Below are 22,181 nucleotides of genomic sequence, written 5' to 3' on the forward strand. Positions count from 1 at the left end.
CGGGGAGGTGTTTTTACTCATTGACTCATTTAACCCGCTACCTGATATTTCAGCCGGTATTCACCTGAGCCAACCTCTGCGGTATACCCTTCTGCGTTGCGGATGAAATCAACATCATCTGCTTCCAGCAGTATTTCACCGCCCGCCAGCACCAGCGTGGCGGAGGTATTTGCCGGAACATTCACATAAAGACTGACCTCCTGACCACTGACTTCCCAGCGGACGCCTATTGCGCCGTATACCGACTGATAGCGGGTTTCCAGCCAGTTCAGACCTCCGCCGGTCAGCGGTTTGACGATGAAATGCTTGAATCCGGGCTGCTCCTCGTCGGCTTCAATTCCCGCGGCCACACGATAAAGCCATTCGCCCACGGCGCCGTAAGCATAGTGATTGAAGGAATTCATGTCGGCACTCCACATACTGCCGTCCGGTTTAATGCCATCCCAGTGTTCCCAAATGGTGGTGGCACCGGCTTTCACCTGATACAACCATGACGGAAAATCGTCTTTCAGCAGTAAATTCCACGCTTCTTTGACGCGGCCATTCTGGCTAAGTGCATGGCAGAAATACGGCGTACCGACAAAACCGGTAACCAGATGGCCATCGTGTTCTTCGAGCAATTCAACCAGCGTATCGGTCGTGTTCTGGCGAAACGCCTCAGGCACCAGATTGAAATACAGCGCCAGAATGTGAGCGGTTTGCGTTCTGGCCGTCATATGCCCGGAAGGTGTGAAGAATTCCTCCTGGAAACGCCCGACAATCGCCTGATGTAAGGCACGGTAATGTTTATAGTCTGCGTCGCGTTTCAGCACTTTGGCGGTTTTGGCGAACAATTGCGTGGAGTAAGCGTAATACGCCGTACAGGTCAGGTCGTTTGGCGTAGCACCGAAGTAACTGCCCTCTTTGGCGTCCAGCGCCACCCAGTCGCCAAACTGCAATTTGTAACGCCAGATATGGTTTTCGGCATGGTCAGTCATGAAATCAATCCAGCCTTTCATGCTGGCATACTGATTTTCCAGCACGTTGGTATCGCCGTACATCAGGTACATAGTCCACGGATTGATCACCGCAGCATCCGCCCATGCTGACGCGGAATGGGTTCCGCCTTCCGACAGCAAACGGTCTTTGCCACAGTAGCCGGTAAGAATATCCGGGATTACGTGCGGCACGCCGCCTTCCGGCGTCTGATCATAACGAAGATCGGTCAGCCATTTGGCGAAGAAATTACGGGTTTGCATCAGATAGCTCGCCGTGCGGCAAAAAATCTGCGCATCCCCCGTCCAGCCCAGTCGTTCGTCACGCTGCGGGCAGTCCGTCGGCACATCGACAAAGTTACCTTTCAGGCCCCACAAAATGTTGTGATGCAACTGATTTAACTCAGGATTTGAGCAGGCGAAATAGCCGGTTTGTTCCATTGCGGAATGCAAAACAATCGCAGTGAAATCATTCAGATCCAGCGGTGCCGGATACTCCTCAACTTTCACGTAGCGGAATCCCTGCCAGGTAAAATGCGGATGCCAGGTTTCTTCGCCCTCACCTTTGAGAACATACTCAGTACGCTGCTTGGCTGAACGCAGGTTATCCAGATAGACATTGCCTTGCGCATCCAGCACTTCAAAGTGGCGGAGCACCACTTTGTCGCCCGCGTTGCCACGGACCTTAAACTCTACCCAACCGCTGAGATTCTGTCCGAAATCCATCACAGTATCGCCCTGCGGCGTGGTGATAAGACGCAGCGGTTTAAGGGCTTCCATTTTTCTGACCGTGTTACTTCCCTGCGCGACCAGCGTGGATTTTTCATGCGTCACACGACTGACCGACCGCCAGGCATCGTCTGAGAAACCTTTCGCGCACCAGCCGGGAATTTCCCTGCGCGCATCATAAATTTCGCCGTCATAAATTTCTGAAAAAAGAATAGCGGAATCATAGCCTTTCCAGCTTTCATCGCTGACCACGACTTCCTGCGAGCCGTCTTTATAATTAATGACCAGTTGCGAAATAAACGCCGTTTGTTCACCGTAATAATTACGATGACGGCTAAAGCCCATATCGCCTTTGTACCAGCCTGCACCTAATAGTGCGCCGATGACGTTTTCACCTTTTGTCAGATGGTCTGTCAGGTTATAGGTCTGATAAAGTAAATGGTTGTGATAACTCGTCCAGCCGGGCGTCAGGGCATCTTCTCCGACTTTATGACCGTTAAGATGTAATTCATACAACCCGAGTGCGCTGACATGAATAAAGGCTGACTGAATATCTTCCGCACGGTTGAGGACAAACGATTTTCGCAGTAATGTGCCCGCGGAATGGTCTTTTTCTGCTGGTGTTTCGGCAGAAATAAAATCAGCCTGCCATTCATGGGAATAAAGCACCCCGGAGATCATCTCTGCGGGTGAACTCCAGGTACTGGTCTCACCATAATTATCTCGCACCTGCACACGAATAAAATAATGCTGCGACGAGGTCAGCATTAATTCCATCAACGGAACATTATTTGAACACTCACTTTCCTGCCATTCGCCGCGGAGCAGAACATTATCAAAACTCTGCTGATGGCTGATCTGGATCCGATAAGCCGTTTGCCGGACGTTTCTGTTGTGGCTTTCAATCTCCCATCCCAATACAGGAAGTTCCTGCACGCCTGATAATGCGGACTCCTGATTCAGGGTAAGTCTGGTTACTGCGAGCATAATTCGTGACTCCTCATGTGATTTCTTTGAATTAATTAACTAGATTTGCTTAACAGCCGATGACGGATATTCAGGCGTTGTTTCTTTTATGAGCACACTTGCCTCACTGTTAAATTCGTTTCGTTGTTTGCCGTGGAAACAGATCCAGCCAATTAATAATCCGGAAGCCACTGTTGCGGATAACAGGGTATAAAGTACCTGCGGTCCGGCTTCCAGTAACAGCGGAGTAATAAAGGCCAGCACTCCGCATAACAACCGGGAAATCGCGACAATAATACCTTGCGCCGTTGACCTCAGCATGGTTGGGAACGATTCCTGTGACCAGACTTTCATGATTCCTTCGAAAGCCAGTCCGCTGCCTATAGCAGTAAAGAATAGACAACAGAACCAGGAGGCAGGTGAGAAATTAAATAATACCGGCAGGAAGAAACCGCCCGCGAAACAAATAGCCCCCAGAATAAATGCGGGAATACGTTTTGGCGTGTCGACAAAACGCATAAACATTATCCCGGCGAATACACCGACCGGCATAGTCAGCAGATTCCACAGCGAATTTTGTTCAACAGAGATCCCCACCACATTTACCGCGATATAGGTGCCGAACTGACCACCGGTATTCGCGGCAAGGTTGGTGAAAGCGTAAAACAGGCACAGCGCAATAAATGGCCACAAGTATTTCCCGTGGATGAGATCTTTAAATGCCGCTTTCTGCGCCCGCACCGTCACAATACCCGCGCGCCTTTCCTTTCTTGCGATCAACCATAATGGGGATTCCGGGATCGTCCAGCGCAATGCCAGCAAAACGACGGCCACGGCACAGACGTGCAGATACATAATCTGCGCACCGGGCCGCCCCCAACCGCCTACGACGGCAGAAATTGCCATCGTGCTGCCAATTCCTAAGAACCACAGTAAATTCGACAGTCCGATTATCTTGCCGCGGTTTTTGTCTGTTGCCGCTTCGGCAATGGTTGCCAGAGAAACGGGTAAATCTGCACCGGTGGCAAGCCCGACCAGCAAGGTACCCGCCAGCAGCAGTGCAAAAGTATCGCCGAACGCCAGAAACACCGTGCCGATAATGATCATCATCATTGTGGCAATAAACACTTTGCGTCTGCCGTAACAATCGCCCAGCCTGCCGCCCGTCAGTGCGCCGAGCGCAATGCTCAGTGTTAATATTCCGGAAAGTATTCCTATCTGAACGACAGTGGTGCCGATCGTTTTCTGATAAATAACCAGAGCAGTTCCGTTTGAAACAATGGCGGCTGAATCAATATATGACGCCATGCCGGAAACCACCCCGACGTACCAGGGATTAGGTTGCTTAGTGGTTGACATAATAATGTCCTTCAGGGGTAAAGGTGAAATTAAATGATCCTTGAGAGGTCCTTTCTTTTTACTGTTATTATGGCTTGATATTATTGCGTTAAATTATTAGAGTCCGTTATTAATTCGTCGTGGGAATAACACTATTACTGACTCTCATCCGTTCCTGAGAGGGTGTCCTTTGAAACTGTTTTTTATAGGCTTCCGTCAGACGTGATGTGGTAGAAAAACCACACAGCGTGGCTATTTTACCGATACTTAAATCCGAGGTGCGTAATAACTCCTGCGTTTTTAATAAACGATAGCGCTGCTGAAACCGTTCCGGTGTAAAACCTGTGATCTCTTTTATGAACCTGAACATGGTTCTTTTGGCGACACCACTTTCTTCACACAAATAATCCCAGTTAATTGTGCAGGCATAATTTTCGCGCAGATGATTCAGCAGATGACGTTTCCCTGATTCTGCCTGACTGGCACGACATTCTTTACGTGTGGCACACTGGTAAAGCATCACTATCATCGATAATAAATAAGACTCTGCGGTCGCAAAATAGGTATTATCGTATCGGGAATCAGATTGCCGGGTAATTTTATCCGTCAGCTCAATCACTCTGGTCAATTCTTCATCCGTTAATCCCGTACGGCGTTTCTTCATTGAAGCGGTATATTCCTTGATCCCTGCTGTCAGTTCAGCGATGTTATTGATAAAATGAAAAGATCGTTCTTTATGTAACAGAATATTGGTAATTGACAATTTATTAGTGGATTCATAACAGTGAACATCGTGCGCACTGACAATGAAAAAGTCGCCTTTATGAATAAATTCAACCTGATCTTTGATGATATGAAAACCGCTGCCATTACGGACAATAACCAGTTCATAAAATTCATGCCCATGCACATCTTCCAGCGACTGTCGGTTCATATCAAATAAACTGAAAGCATGATGTGTCGAAAGAAAGAAATCGCTGACCTTTAGTATTTTCATGCATTCACCGAGTTAATGATTAATATAATTCATTGTATCTTTATCGGGTCATTAAAATATATCGTGTCGATGAAAAGATTAGACCGTAATAATTATGACAAGTCTATATGATGCACTGGCACTGTGGCGTAACCGCCCGTGACTTTTGTTTCATTTTTGTATCAGAAATCTCATTTCAGGGTCAGCAGACATAAAAAAAGCGCAGAAAAATCTGCGCAGGGTGAAACGTAGGGCAACGGTCCACTGAACATTATGCCTGATGCAACCGGTGCTTATGACCTTTCATCAGGCTCAGTGACGCAGAAAAGGCGGCGCCTTCATCCCCGGCCATAATAGCTTCGTAAATCCTCTTATGTTCATTCAGACACATGCCCCCTTCTTTTGAGGAATACTCAAAGAACCATTTGAATATCGTGGTCAGCACGTTGCCAAACGGCACATAAAAACAGTTACCGGAGGCAATAAAGATCATCCGGTGAAATTTGGTATCGATATCTACCCACTGCTCAGCATCAAAATTTTCCGCGACCTGGCACATCTGTCGGTAAATCCGCGACAGTTCGATGCGCTGTTCTTTACTGGCATTGACGGCGGCCAGCGCGGTGGCGTGGGGTTCAATGGCTTTGCGAAACTCCAGAAACTGGTGATAGATTTCTTCTGTCGCTTCCATGCCCTGCATCCATTCCAGCAGTTGCGGATCCAGCATGTTCCACTGTGCGCGCTCTTTAACACGGGTACCGATTTTAGGCCTCGATTCCAGCAGTCCTTTGGATGTCAGTAATTTCAGCGCCTCGCGCAACGCGGTACGGCTGACGCCAAACTGTTCACCCAGTTCAATTTCACTCGGTAAAATGGCTCCCGATGCCAGTTCGCCCGAAAGGATTTTACGCGCAATATCACGTGCGATATGGGTATTCAGGCCACGGGTCATGCCTGCGGCGGTTTCAAACTGCAACGTCATGATCTTCCCTTTTTCCTGTGCAGATTGCCGACATAATAGTTCAGGCGACGGCACGCTGCATGCGCCCGTCGCACTGAAACGCCCAAACTGTGCGCTATGGCGCCATCTGGCCGCCATTAACGTCTAATATCTGGCCGGTAATGTAACCGCTGCAGGCGTGTGAGGCGAAAAACAGGTAAGACGGTGCCAGTTCTTCCGACGTACCGAAACGCCCCATCGCAATAGAACCGGCGATTTTCTCACGGACTTCTGCACTTTTGTCTGCGTGGAACACAGTGTCGATTGTGCCCGGCGCGATAACATTGAAACGGATATTATCTTTGGTGAATTCCTTCACCCAGTTACGGTGAACGTTATGCAGCCAGGCTTTGGAGGCCGCGTAAAGACTCGCTCCCGGTCCGCCGCCTTCACGTCCGGCGATGGAACCGGTGCTGATCACCGACGTGGTTTTGCCACTTTGTTGCGCCGCATGACGTAAATGCGGAATGGCGAATTTTGTGACCATCAGCGCCGAACGGGCATTTAAATCCATCACATGGTCATAAAATTCGTCGTCGATGTTTTCCAGCCCCTGGCGACCGCCAAGACCGCCGGCGTTATTAATCAGTACATCTATCCCGCCAAAACGTTCGACAAAGTTCGACACCAGCGCTTCGCACTCGGCAGATTTCGTGACATCTGCGCCAAAGTACGCCACTTCGCCGCCCTTTTTAGCGATGTCAGCCGCCAGTTGATCGAGGCTGGCATCATGACGATGGCCGTTAATCCCGACCTTTGCGCCCGCCGCGGCAAATGCCTTCGCCGCCGCCAGACCGATGCCTTTGGTTGAACCAGTAATCAAAACACGCTGACCTTTCAAATCGTTAAACATAATGACTCCTTTATGATTCAGGGATGTTCAGAGGTGAGACGGATTGCCATGCCACGCTGAACGCGTCTTCCGCTGCCGGTGCGGCACGGTTACTGATGCGAACGTTCAGTGTGCGATCATTGGCAAAGAAAATATTCAGTTCGGTTTGTTCGTCGTCATGGCTGACCACGCTGACACGTTCGACCTTACCGCGCGCATCAACGGACGTTTCGGTGGCTTCGTCGAAAAATCCGTGTGTTTCAAACACGCTGGCAAAAATGGCATTCATGCCGTGAGTTCGCAGCAGTAAAGCCGGTTCACTGCGCAGGTTGAAATGTGGATCGGTTGCACCGGTACGGGCGACAATCAGTTCGCCGCCTTCAGGGAAGGCAGTGACCAGCGTGCGGTAACTGTCGCCATCGAGCCAGCTGAAAAGTGCCGAATCTCCCGATGCGATTTGAGCGCGCCCGCAATCCCATAAGTGCTGATAGCCGTGAGCTTTACCCAGTGGTTTCAGCCCGGCGGGCACTTGCAGAACGGTGTCTGTGCGGACAAACTGACCGAGATGATGCAGCGAATAATCGTAGCGATGTGGCTGTGTGCTGGTCAGGCGAAATACGTCCACAATCAGCGGTGATGTGAGTTCCGGCAGGCTGAGCATCAGCACAGTCCGTTGCTGGTCTGTGCCCGGATAATAGTTTTTCAGGCGGGCACTCATTCCCTGTTCTGCCGGATTATCCGTCACGAAGAAATGCGGTTCCCCCCAGCGTTTTTCCGCCTCAAGGCTGTCGCCGAGATTCTGACTTTGCCCGTCCACCACGACGGTGTTGTGTGCAACGGTTTGCTTGCAGTAGGTGTTGTTTTCAGGGATATAACGTCCGCCGAATTTCGGCTCAACGTTCACCCAGCGTCCAAAACCGTAATCGCGCAGGAACTCGCGTCCGCGGCTGAACAGGCTAAGATGCAGACCGTCAAAGTGTCCGTGATTGAGTGCCGAATGCAGGCGCGGAATGCTGCCGTGCTGGCCGAACCACATCAGTGCCATATCCTGATTTACCGCATTGCTTCGCAAAATACCGATGCCGCCCTGCGTCCCTTCGGGGCCATCACGCAGCTGGACGCTGCCCCAGTTCACAGACTGTGCGGGCGAGTGTTGCAACGCGCGGGATAATTCCAGCGCGGCGGCACTGACCCAAACAGTGTGCTGCTGTTGAGCGACAGCAATCCACTGCGGATTGCTGCCATAACGGGAATAACAAACGCTGGCGGCGATCACCGCGCCATCATCCCGGATATTGATGCTTTTCGAGGAATCATTCAGCGCCGGCCAGGTTCCGTCAGGGAAAGCGGTCTGCATCAGGGCTTCACAGGTTTTGCGGATGATCTGATCGCGAAACGCATAAATCGCCAGATCCGGCTGGCGACGCCCTATCGCCTCGCTCAGCAACAGCAGCGGGCGCAACGCGAAACGGTGATAATACGGGCCTTCGATGTAATATCCGTCGGGCGAAAAAAGCTGGTTCAGCTGGGCAAAGAATCCACCACTTTCACTGTCACCTTTCAGTCCGTATAACGCCTTTTCCACCAGCGCTGAATCGCCCAGCACGTAACCGCTGATTGCCGCAGCCGCCACTGACCAAATGCCGTGGTTATGCACGATATCAAAATCTTTGGCATGCCGGTTCAGAGCGTCATTCGCCATCACCTGAAACAAGTTTGCCTCGATATATTCCCGCTGAACCGCCTCGAGTGACGGGATCAGGCAGTGATAGCCCTCGACCGCATACAGCCAGAACATATTTTCATTGAGTGTCTGATGAAACAAACGGCCTGGCGAATTACTGTCTTTGCTGATCGCACTGCCGAGCGACGGATAAATTGCGGCATAACCGTTCAGCAGCGCCAGCGCATAATCAAAGTAACGCGGCTCACGGGTGATCAGAAATAAACGCCCGGCCAGGTTGATCCCCAGATAGTTTTGTTTGTGCTGCGTATGCTCCGGGCCTCCCGCTTCGCCGTGACCGGGAATATTCACCGGTTGCGCGAGCATCTTTTCCAGCGTGGCGATTTGCATCCGCAGCGCCACGCCCAGCGGGGAATCTGCATTAATCTGTGCGCGCAGTTTTTGCGCCTCAGAGACGCTTAACAGCAACGGCTGCCAGTCATTCATTTTTTACTCTCCGGCGCATCCGGCGCGACGTATCCCGTTGCGAATGACGGCAGGGAAAGCAGCCAGGTTTCTCTTTCAGCTTCTGTTACTGCGCCACGGGTAACGTCTTCGTGATAGCCACCGGAAGCTGGTTTCACCGCGGGTGGAAGAGTGAACGTTGCGCTGCGAATTTGCTGCTGGTAGCGCTTTTTGCCGGTGGCGTTATCCGCCCAGGAAAGTAACGGGACGGGACGCACGCGGATCTGATCAAGTGATTTATAGGGCCACGGCACCGCCGGATCGGTAAATCGCGCCATGAAATCCAGCGATTTGAGCACGCTGCCACCCTGCGGTGTCTGGTAATGCCACAGGTCGATACCGTTTTTCTGCGCCAGCACCGCCATCATGCTGATCGCCTGTAAATTGAAATAGCTGTAATGAAACGATCGCGTCCGCGCCAGTTCAGCGGGCTGCGTGCCATCGGGTTTCAGCTGCACATCCAGCTTACTTTTCATCAGCTTCGCCATGTCGCCAATCACCGCTTTATCGCCCAGATACCATGCGATTCCGGAAACCTGCGTCACATACCAGTTGCCGTGATTGTTCTCCGTGCGTCCTTCCTTTTTGGCAATTTTGCTGGCCTGCAACCACTGCAGATAATCCGTCATCCACGCGCGCATTTGCTGTTCATCGTTGTCGGTCCACGCCGGATTACCGCGTAACAGCACTAACGAATCCACAATCCGGGTAGAGAAATAGCGTCCATCGAGTACCCCGGCGTTGCGCCCCGGTGAGATACCCGGCACGCCCTGCGCGAAATTCAGATTCGGGTTCATACGCGTTTCCGGTTTGATAAACCAGGTACGCAACAGGCTGGCTGCTTTATCGGCATATTTCTGTTCGCCGGAGAAATACCAGGCCAGCGTCAGGTTCTGCACCCGGGCGGTGAAATCGGCCAGCCGCACGCCATCGCTCTGATCGTTCTTACTGGCCGGATTCACCTGACCGTCTTTACGGATCCACGGCAAGCCGTCGGGTTTGCTGTCATCAGGCCACCAGTACGCACTCAGGCTGAGATAATCATGTTTTGAACCGCCCGGCGGCGTCATGCCTTTATCAGTCACGCTCAGTTCAGGTTTTTTTAGCGCGGAATCCGCAGCCGCCAGCAACTGCTGGTACGCTCCGGTGGTCTGCGGCGCAGCCTTGTGGTCATGCAGTTGCTGGCGTACAACGGCCATCTGCGCCGTATTCAAAAATGCCGGTTCAGCGGCCAGCGCGCCCGCAGAGCCGGTCATCAGCGCCAGTATCAGCCATACGTCTGTCGTCATTCCGTTCATGACTTTTTTCACTTTTTTGCCCTGCATTAACTTCATGTTTTCTCCCAGCTCCGCGCCATTGTCCCGATGAGATCTCACGCTTTAGTCATACTAATAAAGCAATGAACTTTCAGTTTTGCCAGTCAGAATTGATTTAAAAACCTACATTACGCCCAACAAGTGACCGGAATCACAATTTGATAACAAACTAAGCATTTCTTATTTGTCCGACTTTTAATTTCATTTCCCTCTTCTACGCTTGCTCAATACATAACCAAAAACATCTCACCCTACAAACGAGAGAGTAACGACAATGGATATCAACGTACTGGTCATGATCGGTTACTTCGTCTTAATGATTGCCATCAGTTATGCGTTCAAAAAGATGGCATCCGGGTCCTCCAGCCACTATTTTCGCGGCGGCGGGCGAATGCTCTGGTGGATGGTTGGCGCCACCGCCTTTATGATCCAGTTCAGCGCCTGGACGTTTACCGGTGCTGCCGGACAGGCTTACCGCTACGGGTTCAACGTGGTCAGCGTGTTCGCCGGCAATGTGTTCGGCTATCTGGTCGCCTGGTGGTGGTTCGCCGCCCGCTTCCGTCAGTTACGGGTTGATACTGCCACAGAGGCGATTAACCATCGCTTCGGTAAAGGTAACGAACAATTTTTCACCTGGATGATTATCCCGCTGAGTATCCTCAGTGCAGGCGTGTGGCTGAACAGCCTGGCTGTATTTGCCAGTGCAGTATTCCACCACGACATTACGCTGACGTTATGGGTGACGGGCATCGTGGTGCTGGTGATTTCGCTGCTGAGCGGTGCATGGGGCGTCGTGGCGAGTGACTTTGTGCAGACGCTGGTGGTGGCGATTATTTCTGTCGCCTGTGCGGTTGTGGCGTTGTTTAAAGTCGGCGGCCCGGTAAAGCTGGTGACTGAATTCCCTTCCGGTTTCTTTACCGGTCCGGATGTCGGCCCGCATTATATTTCACTGCTGGTAGCCTGCTTCCTGTTCTTCTTCATCAAGAACGTTCAGAGCATCAATAACCTGCAAGATTCCTACCGTTTCCTGAATGCCAAAGACAGTTTTAACGCCAAAAAAGCGGCGCTGTTTGCGCTGGTGCTGATGCTGGTGGGGACCATTATCTGGTTCATCCCACCGTGGGCGGTAGCGATCCTTTATCCTGACGCGGCGACGGCACATCCGGAACTCGGCAAAAACGCCACCGATGCGGTGTATCTGATTTTCGCTGAACGTGCGATGCCGGTGGGCACTGTTGGTCTGCTGATGGCCGGCTTGTTCGCTGCGACAATGTCTTCAATGGACTGCGCGCTGAACCGTAACTCGGGAATTTTCGTGCGCAGTTTCTGGACACCGATCATTAACCGTAACAGCGAACGCAGCGATAAATACCAGCTGCGCGTGGGTCAGATTGCCTGCGTGGTGAATGGCGTGCTGGTCATTTTAGTGGCGCAATATATGCACACCATGCAGACCGTCAGCCTGTTCGATCTGATGATGAAAGTCGGCACGCTGATGCAGGCACCGATTGTCGTGCCCCTGTTCCTCGGCGTATTTATTCGTAAAACGCCGGACTGGGCGGCGTGGGTCACCGTATTGTTTGGTTTATGCGTGTCTTACGTGGTGGCGAACCTGTTCACCGCGCCGGATGTCGCCCGTCTGCTGGGCATCACCCTGACCAAACGGGAACTTCTGGACGTCGCCATCATGTGGAACATTTTTGCCCATCTGGTGTTTACCGGCGGGTTCTTCTGCCTGACTACGTTGTTTTATCGCGAGAAAGCGTCGGCGAGAAATACCCAGCGTCAGCAATTCTTCACCGATATGGAAACGCCGGTCTATGCCGACCATGAACAGGATGAGTTCGACCGGTTACAGCGCGATAAAATCGGTCGCATTTCGATGTACATGGGTGCGGGTTTACTGCTGATGGTGCTGGTGCCAAATCCGCTGTGGGGACGTATTTTGTTCCTGCTGTGCGCCCTGTCCATTCTGCTTTTCGGCTGGATTTTGCATCGCAGCGCTGAAAAAGGGATGAAAGCGGCACAGGCTGAAAAAGCATTGAAAAGGAATGTGGCGACGTCTCAGAGATAGTGTCAGTTCGTCCCCCCTTCAGATCATAAAAAACCCGCCTTATCAGCGGGTTTTAATGTCAGACAAAAATGACAGAGCACCGGATTTACTTCGGAAGTTCTGTTACCTGTTTCACTTCAGTTTTGCTGATCTGCTGTTTCACACCGTTAGCATCGGTATATTCCAGCAAGCCTGAATCGGCTTCTTTTGGTTTGCCGTCACTGATGATGGTTCGCGCATCATTCGTCTGGATGGCATAACTGGTGCGTGTGCAACCAGACAATGCAGCTACACATAACACAGCCGCCAAAGGTAAAAGTAATGTCCTATTCATGATCTTCATGATCCTCTCCTTTTATGCGTTTTTTACGTTGTCCGGATAAATCAGTTATCCAGTTCACTCATGTTTTTAACTTGATCGCGATTAATCTGCTCGGTCTGGCCGGTTTCCGCATTTTTGTAGGACACCAGACCTGTATCGTCATCAACCTGAGGTTTCCCGTCCGTCACGATGGTTTTTCCGTCCGTCGTTTTAATAGCCTGGTTCGATGCACAGCCTGCCACAAATAAAATTGAAACAGCGGCCAGCGATGCGGCGATGAGGTTATTCCTCTTCATACTTTTCCTCCTGAAAGGGTTCTGACTTAACAATTAGCTAAGTAAGTATAGCCACTCTTTCCAGAGGCCTTGAAAAATAGGACAAACGGAAGTTTTTTGACTGTTTTATCAGCGCCCCTTAAGGCGCTCGATGGCCAGTTGCAGGGCATCATTGGGCTCACCAATCGCATCAACCGCCTCTTCCTGAACGCGCCCCAGCCACAATGCCACGCGCTCACGGCTAATTTCCTGGCCGCTTAGTGCAAACATCAGGCAACATTCGCCCACCATACGGCAGGCTTCCTCAAAGGCCATTTCTGAATTTTCCACCGACAGCTCCATACAACTCTAAAAAAGACATATATTGTTTAACGGCAGATTCAGGAAAAAGTTGCCCTTTTTTACCCAACCTTTACCATAATGCTTTCTGAGTCGTTGTTTATGGTGACTACCCCATTCACCTTTGACGGCTATGAGCTGTTCCGATTCAGCGGAAAAGCGCCTAAGAATATTCTGTATTCCTGCCCATTGTTCTTAAAAAAACCTGTACAACTTTCCCCATCTTGTATAACTTTATAGTCACACAGGTAATCATTAACAACGCACACATTAACAAGAGGATATGTCATGCGTCAGAACAAGCACGATGGATTGTCTCCGGAGACCTCCCCTTCTTTATATGGCCAGGGTTTTTCTAAAGAGGAAACAATGGGACGCGTTGTGGTTGAAATTCTGGAAGCAGGCAAGAACCTTAACCGCAAGGCGTTGTGTTCAAAACTGTTGAATCGTGTTGAATCCGCTGGCAGCGAAGAAGAGGAAAAGCATTATATGAAGCTGATCCGTCTGGTTCTTGAGCGTGATTCATGATGGGTTGAGATTTAAGTAAAGATTGGCTTCATAGAATTTCGGTTTGACATATTATGCGGGCTTGATTGATTCATAGCCTACCAATACTTTATTCCCGATGGTGTAGTCCCGGTGGTTTGAAGTAATAACTCTGAACCTGAAGCTAATCTGCCCAAGACCTTTGGTCAGCGTATATTCAGAGGCTGATAATATGTATAGAAGCAATGAAGAAAAGTTAACGGACAAACTGATTGGTGAGGCAGTAATAGCCTTACTGAAATCAAAAAGTCCTATTTCAATCGACAGACTCATTAAGCAGTTACAGTTTATGGCTGTAAGTGCTGAAAACTTAACTCGAAAAAGCGCCCTGGAGCAGATCATTAATGAGATGCGCCACGATCAGGCTGATAAGCGTGCGCGTGTCAGTTATGAAGTACGGGACGTCGACAATGTACGACACTTTTTCAATACTGAAGGGCCGTCCGATGACCAGAAAAAACATTGATATATCAAACGAGTGCGCAGTGAGCCACAACGATTCGATGGTATCAAACTCATCTCAGTCGATGACAGACGCAGTCAATCAAACAGGGATTTATCAACATTATTCTAAAGTGAGCGAACTCTATTCCAGTGAAGCCGAAGTTCTGGGTGCCGCAATCCGCCTGATTCTTGCGAATAAAGGTACGGTGACCCATAAAGCCATCATAATGCACCTGATCAATCAGCTTGAAACCACATCAGATGTGGTGCAACTGGATATTCTGCGCGGTGCGCTGGAAATGGTTGTGGGCATGACGCCCGATGATTCCGGGTTCTGATCCTTAAAATCAGGATCCACTTTATAATTCGCCTCGTGCTCAGTCTTATGGTCACAGACGGGCGCGGAATCTTTTAAATAACCGGTTCTGAAGAACCAACGCGGAGGGTATTAAAATGCAAGATGTGTCTTATACTCATGTCACATTGGCTGATTATATTCTGGCAGAAGACCCTGAACTTCTGGTTGAAAACGAAACGGTCATCCGTCTTTATCAAAACTTAAAAAAACAAAAAGAAGTTGTTACTCATAAAGATATTATTCTTTGTCTGATTCAGAAGATTGAGCAGGAAAGTGATGCAGGTAAGCAGGATGTCTATCTGGAAGCACTTGAATATGTTGTCTACCGCACACCTGATGATGATATTATCTAATCAACAGCAAAGCATTATGAAATGAGCCCGGCAAATATTATTCGCCGGGCTCATTCGTTTATAACTTATGCGCTGATGGCAAGCTCTCAGAGAGCCTGATTGCCCGACTGATATTCGTAAGTCACTTCCGGCCATGTGATGACCGGAGTCCCTTTCAGTCTTGGCTCAGCAAATAGCTCGCCCTGGAAATTACACACCCCTGCCGCATCCAGCCACATCCACTCTTCCGGTTTTTCCACACCTGTCGCAATGACTGATATTTCTAACGCAGAGCAGAATCTGATGATGGCCTGAACGACGGCCTGTTTAGGTCCGCTGGTATGAATGTCACAAATCATATTGCGATCGATCATAATCTTGTCTGGCTGGCATTGAGTCAGCAGCAACAATCCTGCGGAACCGGCACCGAAATCGTCAATTGCCAGACGCATTCCTGAGGCTTTGAGCTGTTTCATCGCGGTTGAAAACTTGTCTTCACGGGTGATGACACCATTCTCAGTGATTGCCACCACAATCTGTTCAGGAACCAGACCACTTGCGGTGATGTCATTAACCAGAGACTCCACAGCATCTGGCACCATGACCAGCGTCATTGGCAAAAGTTTGATAGAAAGCGTTTTGTCGCCGATCCCCATTTTCTGCGCCATTGAAAAGGCCAGCTTTTTAGATTTGAGATCGGCCTCGTAGATGGTTGTTCCGGACAGCCGGGAGTAATACTCCATCGCAGAACCGCCTTCCGGCCCGCAAATTGTCGCCTCATAAGAGATTATCTCGCGACTTAGCGGATCAACTATCGGCTGAAATGCAAAACTGTAGTCCTGCATCTCAGGAAATATAAATTCTACTTGTGGTTTCAGCTGGTCATCGGCGATGAAAGACCAGGAATCAGCGGGAAGAATTTCGAGATAATTTTCCTTTTCACGAGCCTGCACAAAGGTACATAAAAATTGCAGCGCCCGGTCTTCATAAGTAAGCCGATATTTAGACGTTCCTTTATCAAGCACCGCCTGAAGCACCTCGTCTTCGTGGTGATGTCTGAGGTCAAAAAGCTCCATACCGACATTGCCGAAACGGCGTGACTGCGCATAGTCGCGCATCAGAACCACCACATTGTGATGCCGCTGATCCTTACAAATCGTACTGTAAAGGGCATCCACGGTCTCTTCCGCCCCTTCAAGCAACTGGAAGAAGTGCATCCCGTCAAACAGCAGGATCCCGGTGATGCCTAAAAGTTCATTGTTTACATTAGCTCGCGCCACCATTTCGACCAGTGACGCAGACTGTACATGTTCACTAATGTGGCTGCGGTAAACGAGGGTTAAAAGCATCGGGTTGTTCCAAAGGGGTCTGGTGATGACCATCAGGGTAGCAGAAATATCGTGTATGGAAATATCCGAACTGATCATTTTAGCTTATGTTTCAGCGTAAAAATGGCGGCAATGCCCTTCAAAGCTAGCAATTTTAAGGATGGGGGAGATTTGTAAATCCCGCTTTATTTGACTGGTAACGAGCTGCCTTAAATTCTGCAGCCCCCTTTCTCTCCCGGATGGGATGAAAGACAACTATAAAACGCGCTGACATTCGGCGGCGTAATCCGTATCATACGCGCCACAACGCCGTCCGGACGGAAGACATGAGCAGCGGGCAGACAGGAATGTAGAATGCTAAACTCGCGCTATGTCGGCCGGGCCCTTCTGGTGCCCTTTATTGAGTCAGAGTTACTATTAATGTCAGAAAATCAATCAGTTGATAAAAAAGCTCAGTACAATCTGAACAAATTACAGAAACGCCTGCGCCGTGACGTGGGAAGAGCGATCGCCGATTTCGGCATGATCGAAGAAGGTGACCGCATTATGGTGTGTCTTTCCGGCGGGAAGGACAGCTACACCATGCTGGAAATTTTGCGCAATCTGCAACAAAGCGCACCGGTCAATTTCTCGCTTATCGCGGTTAACCTGGATCAGAAGCAACCGGGGTTCCCGGCGCATATCCTGCCTGAGTATTTAGAAACGCTGGGCGTGGAATACAAGATTGTTACCGAAGACACCTATTCCATCGTCAAAGATAAAATTCCGGAAGGCAAAACGACCTGCTCTCTGTGCTCACGCCTGCGTCGTGGGATTTTGTACCGCACCGCCAGCGAACTGGGCTGTACCAAAATTGCACTCGGCCACCACCGCGATGACATTCTGCAAACCCTGTTTCTGAATATGTTCTATGGCGGCAAGCTGAAAGGCATGCCACCCAAACTGATGAGTGATGACGGCAAGCACATCGTGATCCGCCCGCTGGCTTACTGCCGCGAGAAAGATATCGAGCGTTTCGCGATTGCGCGCGAGTACCCGATCATCCCATGTAACCTGTGCGGTTCGCAGCCTAACCTGCAACGTCAGGTTATCGGCGACATGCTCAAAGACTGGGATAAAAAATACCCGGGACGCATCGAAACCATGTTCAGCGCGATGCAAAACGTGGTGCCATCCCATCTTAATGATATGAATCTTTTTGATTTTAAAGGGATTAAACACGGCGGCGAAGTGATTGACGGCGGGGATCTGGCCTTTGATCGCGAAGATATTCCGATGCAGCCTGTGGGCTGGCAGCCGGAAGATGATGAAACCGTGGTGCCGGTTGAGCGTCTGAATGTGTTAGAAATTAAATAATTTCCACACCTGCAACCTGCCTCTAGTAAGCCCGCTTAAATGCGGGCTTTTCTATTTTCAGGTTTTAAGACCAGAGCTTCAGGTGTTCACGCCAGCGTATATGTGTCAGTCCAGTTGTAGTTAGTCATGACCAGTTTCACCGGCAAACTGAGTGAACCGAAGTTTTTGTTCTGATTCTGCAGGAAGAACTCCCGCAAAGACGACGGCAAATATTGCGTACCATATCGCATCAGCGTGCTGTGCCAGAAGATTTGGGGGATCTCAGTATTCGGAAACCGCTCACGTATTTTTCCCGCCCATGGCGTACTGAGAAGGTGTTCCACCAGTGCCTGACGGACCCGCAAACTTTCATCATCAGGAAATCCCGCCAGCAGCAGTTGATCCGGCAACGCAATCAATCGCAAGTCACTGATACGCATACTATGACCACGGCAATGGTGGTTAAAGATGTCGGTCAGTCCGGCGAGGTTTTCCGCATCTTCTGGCCGGTCATACAACGCCTGCGTGACAGCAAAGAAAGTAAAATGCATACAGTCCGGCGGTGCGACATCTGCCAGCACATCGCCCTGCGCCGCCGCTGCGATATCTTCCAGTATCGCGCTCATCGACGGGCCTGCGCGGTTGCCGCTGGTGATGGCCAGACGGCGGGGATGATAAAACGGTTCAGTTCTCACTGCGCCGGTTTCGGGATGCTCTTTCCAAATACTCAGCGTTTTACTGTTGGTATTTTCGTATGCCTGTTGAATCATTTCCCGGGTATGCAAAGCAAACTCCTGTTTTCTCCAAAAGTGAACGCAATCTGGCAAAAGTGCCGGAGAATGCCCTTCACAGAGGATAAACCTCAAAAAGATTGAGCGAAATCAACATTAGAATCGCGGAATCGGTGCAGTATCTATTTCGCAGGTGAATGCAACGTCAAGCGATGGGCGTTGTGCTCCATATTGTCTTATTTCCAAATTTTTAGAATTAATGCATAGCACAATTTAATTCGAACGACGCCGGTCTTATGACCGGCTTTTTTTTGCTTTTTTTCAGCAGGTTAACGTTTTATAACCACCGGCTTTTCTTCATCCACAGCGCCACGCCACCGCCTAAAGCCACCAGACAGGCACAGAAAATCCCGAAACCAAAGGGTGACGTATTCCCCGGAATGCCGCCTAAGTTAACGCCAAACAGGCCGGTCAGAAACGTCGCTGGCAGGAAAACCATTGCCAGCAAAGACATGGTGTAGGTGCGGCGGTTCAGGGAGTCAGCCATCAGTGAGCTGATTTCATCCGACAACACCGCCGTGCGTGCAATGCTGGCATCAAGGTCATCCAGTCCGCGCCCCAGACGGTCGGAGATTTCCTGCATCAGACGGCGGTCATCGTCATTCATCCACGGCAGACGTTCACTGGCCAGACGGGAAAATACATCGCGCTGCGGCGCCATATAGCGACGCAAAACGATCAGTTGTTTGCGCAGCAGCGCCATCTGACCACGCTCCGGCACCTGTTGTTCCATCAGGTCATCTTCGATATCAATGATTTTATCGTGCAAATCTTCGATAAAACTGCTTGTCTGATCGGTCAGTGCATCGCACATCTCTACCAGCCAGCGCCCGGTATTCTTCGGTCCGCTGCCGGATTTCATATCACTGAGCATCTCTTCCATCGAAAACACCTTACGGTGCCTTGTGGAGACAATCATTTTGTCGGTGAGGTAAACGCGAATAGTGACCAGCTGATCGGGGCGTGAATCCGCATTGAGATTGATGCTGCGCAAAGTGATTAACGTCCCTTCTCCCACGCGCAATACTTTAGGTCGAACGCTGTCACCGGCCAGCGCTTCACGCACGCTGTCGGGGAGCACAGGCGTAGTGTTAATCCACTCTTCGCTGGCGGGCAGAGTGTAATCCAGATGCAACCAGCAGGGCTTTTCTTCGCTGGCGACGCACTGCGGGCTGATGTTGTTCACCCCACCCTGACCGTCCATCTGCAAGGCGTAGACCGCATCTGAAACCTGTAATTCATTTCCCTTAATAACTTCCACGATATTCCTCGCTTTTTCTGCGTTATCTTTTTAAGTCTAGCGTTAAGTGACTGAAATTCAAAAAGTCAGATCAGAAGAAATTCACTCCCCTGATACATTGCAAGATCATGCCACCGGATTAGAAAAAAGGTGTTAAGGCCATCAGGTTTAGTGTTTCGTGATATAGCAGAATATTTCTATCCGCCCGGCGCCTGCATTTCTGCCAGTTCCGGCATCACGCTGCGCATCATTTCAAGAAATTTTCGCAACCGGGCCGGATAATAACTGGAATAGGGATAAACCAGATAAACGGGCAAAGGCAACGCGTTCCAGCCGGGTAATACGCGCTGCAAACGGCCTGTCTCAAGGTCTTCTTTCACCACCCATGCAGAGACAATACCCGCTCCCAGTCCGGAAAGCGCGGCCTTACGGACAGCGTATAAACTGTCCGTCGCCAGACGCGGCACGATGGGGCAACTTTCCATGTGCCCGTCATTATCGTGGCGCAACGTCACGTCGTTGCGATAAAAGGTACTGAGGGAAATCCAGGGTAAGTCTTTCAGTTCACTGACCTGTCTGACCGGATGTTGTTGCAATAATTCAGGCGTCGCCACCACAATCCGGGGAACTTCCGCCAGAAGAATTGCCACCATAGAAGGATCCGGCACATTCCCGACCTGGATCGCACAATCGATGTCTTCGGCGATAAAATCCGGCGTGCGGTCGTTGAGCATCCAGTCCACCGAAAGATTCGGGTAACGCTGCAAATAGCGGGTTAAAGGTGCGATGAGCTGATCCTGCCCGAAAGCATGCGGTGCACGAACGCGCAAGATTCCTACCGGTTCATCCCCTGCACCGCTCAGTTGGTCTTCCAGCGCCGTCCAGCGTTCCAGCACAAGTTTTGCCTGTTCATAACAGCGCTCACCGTCGTCGGTAAGTTTCATGGCGTGCGTGGTGCGTAATATAAGTTTCGCGCCCAGCAGGCGTTCGAGAGACTGCAACCGTCGGCTGACCGTAGGCTGGCTGGTGCTCAGTTGTACGGCCGCAGCGGAAAGGCTGCCACTTTCAACAATGCGCACAAAAGTTTGCATCAGGTCGATACGGTCAATGCCGCTGGTGATGGTGACCGGAATAGATTTGCTCATACGCCTCGCGTATAACTGTTTTACCTTTCTGCAGGCTACCACTTATAACCAGTTCCGTGAAGAATGCTTTCAACGCGCACCACCTTACGAACTCATTCTTCAGGAAATTACGTTATGTCAGAACTCACCACTGCATCAGATGTCAGCGGCTCAGCACTATCCGGCAAGGTCATATTTACTCTGGCGGCCGGCGCCGGACTGAGCGTCGCTTCGATTTATTACAGTCAGCCGATGCTGGGCGTTATGGGCGGAAATCTCAATGCCAGCACCACATCGGTCGGTTTGATCCCGACGCTGACACAGGCCGGTTATGCGCTGGGTATTTTGTTTCTCATTCCCCTGGGCGACCGTCATGACCGGCGGACGATTATCCTGCTGAAAAGTATTTTGCTGGCTGTCGCCCTGCTGCTTTGCGGGTTTGTGCCGGGTATCCACGGGCTGCTGGTGGCGAGTCTGGTCACCGGCATTGGCGCAACCATGGCGCAGGATATCGTACCGGCGTCAGCACACCTTGCCCCGCCGGCACAGCGCGGAAAAACGGTCGGTACGGTGATGACCGGCTTACTGGTGGGAATTTTGCTTTCCCGCGTGCTCAGCGGCTTTGTGGCCGAATATTTTGGCTGGCGGGTGATGTATCAGCTGGCGGCACTCAGCGTGGCACTGATTGGCGTGGCGCTGTGGCGGGTTCTGCCGCGTTTTACGCCGGATACCCGCATCAGTTATGCCGGTCTGTTGCATTCAATGTTTGGCCTGTGGAAGAACTACAAAACGCTGCGCCATGCGGCACTGGCTCAGGGTTTGCTGTCAGTGGCGTTCAGCGCCTTCTGGTCAACGCTGGCGATTATGCTCAATGAACAGTTCCATCTGGGCAGCGCAGTGGCCGGTGCTTTCGGACTGGCAGGCGCTGCCGGTGCATTAGCTGCGCCGCTGGCGGGTGCGTTAGCCGATAAGAAAGGCCCGGCACGTGTCACTCAGATAGGTTCCGCGCTGGTAATGGTGTCTTTCGCGGCGATGTTCCTGCTGCCGCTGTTATCGCCACACGCCCAGCTCGCGCTGATTGTGCTGAGTGCTGTTGGTTTTGACTTAGGCATTCAGGCCACGCTGGTTGCGCATCAGACACTGGTATACGGCCTTGAACCGGCGGCGCGCGGCAGACTGAACGCCCTGCTGTTCACCGTTGTGTTTATCGGCATGTCAGCGGGTGCGGCACTCGGCAGTAAAGCGCTGGAAGCCGGTGGCTGGTCAGGCGTGGTGCTGCTTGCGACCGTCGCCGCAGGCGCGGCGTTACTGGTTCGTCTGTTCAGCCGCAAAAGCTGAGCAGTGAGAGAAAATAAAAGCGCCCGCTGTTATGTGC

The 22,181-nt window shown here is 50.9% G+C and carries 21 protein-coding genes; 7 read left to right on the top strand and 14 right to left on the bottom strand.

Features of this window, described 5'->3' with window-relative positions; genetic code table 11:
* Positions 1-29 precede the first annotated feature (29 nt).
* The 7 genes from J1778_RS02465 to J1778_RS02495 form a co-directional block, all read right to left on the bottom strand.
* Positions 30-2,690, bottom strand: a complete 2,661-nt coding sequence (locus J1778_RS02465; RefSeq protein WP_217171838.1) for an alpha-L-rhamnosidase — start codon at positions 2,688-2,690, stop codon at positions 30-32.
* Positions 2,691-2,729: 39 nt separating this feature from the next.
* Positions 2,730-4,028, bottom strand: a complete 1,299-nt coding sequence (locus J1778_RS02470) for an MFS transporter (RefSeq protein WP_217171839.1) — start codon at positions 4,026-4,028, stop codon at positions 2,730-2,732.
* A gap of 109 nt (positions 4,029-4,137) precedes the next feature.
* The gene (locus tag J1778_RS02475) at positions 4,138-5,004 is read right to left on the bottom strand and encodes a helix-turn-helix domain-containing protein (protein WP_217171840.1); all 867 of its coding nucleotides are present in this window, start codon (positions 5,002-5,004) and stop codon (positions 4,138-4,140) included.
* Positions 5,005-5,254: 250 nt separating this feature from the next.
* The gene (locus J1778_RS02480) at positions 5,255-5,965 is read right to left on the bottom strand and encodes a FadR/GntR family transcriptional regulator (RefSeq protein ID WP_217171841.1); all 711 of its coding nucleotides are present in this window, start codon (positions 5,963-5,965) and stop codon (positions 5,255-5,257) included.
* Between the two features lie 94 nt (positions 5,966-6,059).
* Positions 6,060-6,836, bottom strand: coding sequence for an SDR family NAD(P)-dependent oxidoreductase (locus J1778_RS02485; protein WP_217171842.1), 777 nt, complete (start codon positions 6,834-6,836; stop codon positions 6,060-6,062).
* A gap of 10 nt (positions 6,837-6,846) precedes the next feature.
* Positions 6,847-8,985: a heparinase II/III domain-containing protein gene (locus J1778_RS02490; RefSeq protein ID WP_217171843.1), complete on the bottom strand. Its 2,139-nt coding sequence runs from the start codon at positions 8,983-8,985 to the stop codon at positions 6,847-6,849.
* Entirely contained in the window at positions 8,982-10,328 is a 1,347-nt protein-coding gene (locus J1778_RS02495) for an alginate lyase family protein (RefSeq protein ID WP_420804060.1), read from the bottom strand. Before J1778_RS02495 ends, J1778_RS02490 begins: the two co-directional genes overlap by 4 nt.
* Before the next feature lie 265 nt (positions 10,329-10,593).
* Between J1778_RS02495 and J1778_RS02500 the strand changes: the two genes are divergently transcribed.
* Positions 10,594-12,393 carry a sodium:solute symporter family transporter gene (locus J1778_RS02500; protein ID WP_217171845.1) on the top strand — a complete coding sequence of 600 codons (1,800 nt, stop codon included), beginning with the start codon at positions 10,594-10,596 and terminating at the stop codon, positions 12,391-12,393.
* An 85-nt stretch (positions 12,394-12,478) separates the two neighbouring features.
* Here the strand turns inward: J1778_RS02500 and J1778_RS02505 are convergent, their stop codons facing one another.
* The 3 genes from J1778_RS02505 to J1778_RS02515 form a co-directional block, all read right to left on the bottom strand.
* Entirely contained in the window at positions 12,479-12,706 is a 228-nt protein-coding gene (locus tag J1778_RS02505; protein WP_112290154.1) for a YgdI/YgdR family lipoprotein, read from the bottom strand.
* A gap of 50 nt (positions 12,707-12,756) precedes the next feature.
* Positions 12,757-12,990, bottom strand: coding sequence for a YgdI/YgdR family lipoprotein (locus J1778_RS02510; protein ID WP_217171846.1), 234 nt, complete (start codon positions 12,988-12,990; stop codon positions 12,757-12,759).
* Between the two features lie 108 nt (positions 12,991-13,098).
* Positions 13,099-13,299 (bottom strand): hypothetical protein, encoded by a 201-nt coding sequence (locus J1778_RS02515; protein WP_338019633.1) that lies wholly within the window; start codon positions 13,297-13,299, stop codon positions 13,099-13,101.
* Positions 13,300-13,596: 297 nt separating this feature from the next.
* On the opposite strand from J1778_RS02515, the gene ycgZ reads away from it, so the two are divergent.
* From ycgZ to J1778_RS02535, 4 genes are all read left to right on the top strand, one after another.
* Complete coding sequence (gene ycgZ, locus J1778_RS02520) at positions 13,597-13,836, top strand: regulatory protein YcgZ (RefSeq protein WP_120162869.1); 240 nt, start codon at positions 13,597-13,599, stop codon at positions 13,834-13,836.
* A gap of 190 nt (positions 13,837-14,026) precedes the next feature.
* On the top strand, positions 14,027-14,320 hold the full coding sequence (locus tag J1778_RS02525) for a hypothetical protein (protein ID WP_217171847.1): 294 nt from the start codon (positions 14,027-14,029) through the stop codon (positions 14,318-14,320).
* 19 nt (positions 14,321-14,339) lie between these two features.
* On the top strand, positions 14,340-14,636 hold the full coding sequence (locus J1778_RS02530; protein WP_338019634.1) for a biofilm/acid-resistance regulator YmgB/AriR: 297 nt from the start codon (positions 14,340-14,342) through the stop codon (positions 14,634-14,636).
* A 115-nt stretch (positions 14,637-14,751) separates the two neighbouring features.
* Positions 14,752-15,009, top strand: a complete 258-nt coding sequence (locus J1778_RS02535; protein WP_217171849.1) for a biofilm development regulator YmgB/AriR family protein — start codon at positions 14,752-14,754, stop codon at positions 15,007-15,009.
* Between the two features lie 86 nt (positions 15,010-15,095).
* On the opposite strand, the gene J1778_RS02540 is transcribed toward J1778_RS02535, so the two are convergent.
* Entirely contained in the window at positions 15,096-16,337 is a 1,242-nt protein-coding gene (locus J1778_RS02540) for a diguanylate phosphodiesterase (RefSeq protein WP_217171850.1), read from the bottom strand.
* Between the two features lie 399 nt (positions 16,338-16,736).
* On the opposite strand from J1778_RS02540, the gene ttcA reads away from it, so the two are divergent.
* Positions 16,737-17,672: a tRNA 2-thiocytidine(32) synthetase TtcA gene (ttcA, locus tag J1778_RS02545; RefSeq protein ID WP_217171851.1), complete on the top strand. Its 936-nt coding sequence runs from the start codon at positions 16,737-16,739 to the stop codon at positions 17,670-17,672.
* Between the two features lie 86 nt (positions 17,673-17,758).
* Here ttcA and J1778_RS02550 read toward each other — a convergent pair whose 3' ends face one another.
* From J1778_RS02550 to J1778_RS02560, 3 genes are all read right to left on the bottom strand, one after another.
* On the bottom strand, positions 17,759-18,436 hold the full coding sequence (locus tag J1778_RS02550) for a hypothetical protein (RefSeq protein ID WP_217171852.1): 678 nt from the start codon (positions 18,434-18,436) through the stop codon (positions 17,759-17,761).
* Positions 18,437-18,719: 283 nt separating this feature from the next.
* Positions 18,720-19,703, bottom strand: a complete 984-nt coding sequence (gene zntB, locus J1778_RS02555) for a zinc transporter ZntB (RefSeq protein ID WP_217171853.1) — start codon at positions 19,701-19,703, stop codon at positions 18,720-18,722.
* Between the two features lie 176 nt (positions 19,704-19,879).
* The gene (locus J1778_RS02560) at positions 19,880-20,827 is read right to left on the bottom strand and encodes a LysR family transcriptional regulator (RefSeq protein WP_217171854.1); all 948 of its coding nucleotides are present in this window, start codon (positions 20,825-20,827) and stop codon (positions 19,880-19,882) included.
* A 114-nt stretch (positions 20,828-20,941) separates the two neighbouring features.
* Between J1778_RS02560 and J1778_RS02565 the strand changes: the two genes are divergently transcribed.
* A complete protein-coding gene (locus tag J1778_RS02565; protein ID WP_217171855.1) occupies positions 20,942-22,144 on the top strand; it encodes an MFS transporter in 1,203 nt (400 codons plus the stop codon).
* Positions 22,145-22,181: the final 37 nt, after the last annotated feature.

This window comes from Rahnella bonaserana (assembly GCF_019049675.1).
GTDB lineage: Bacteria > Pseudomonadota > Gammaproteobacteria > Enterobacterales > Enterobacteriaceae > Rahnella > Rahnella bonaserana.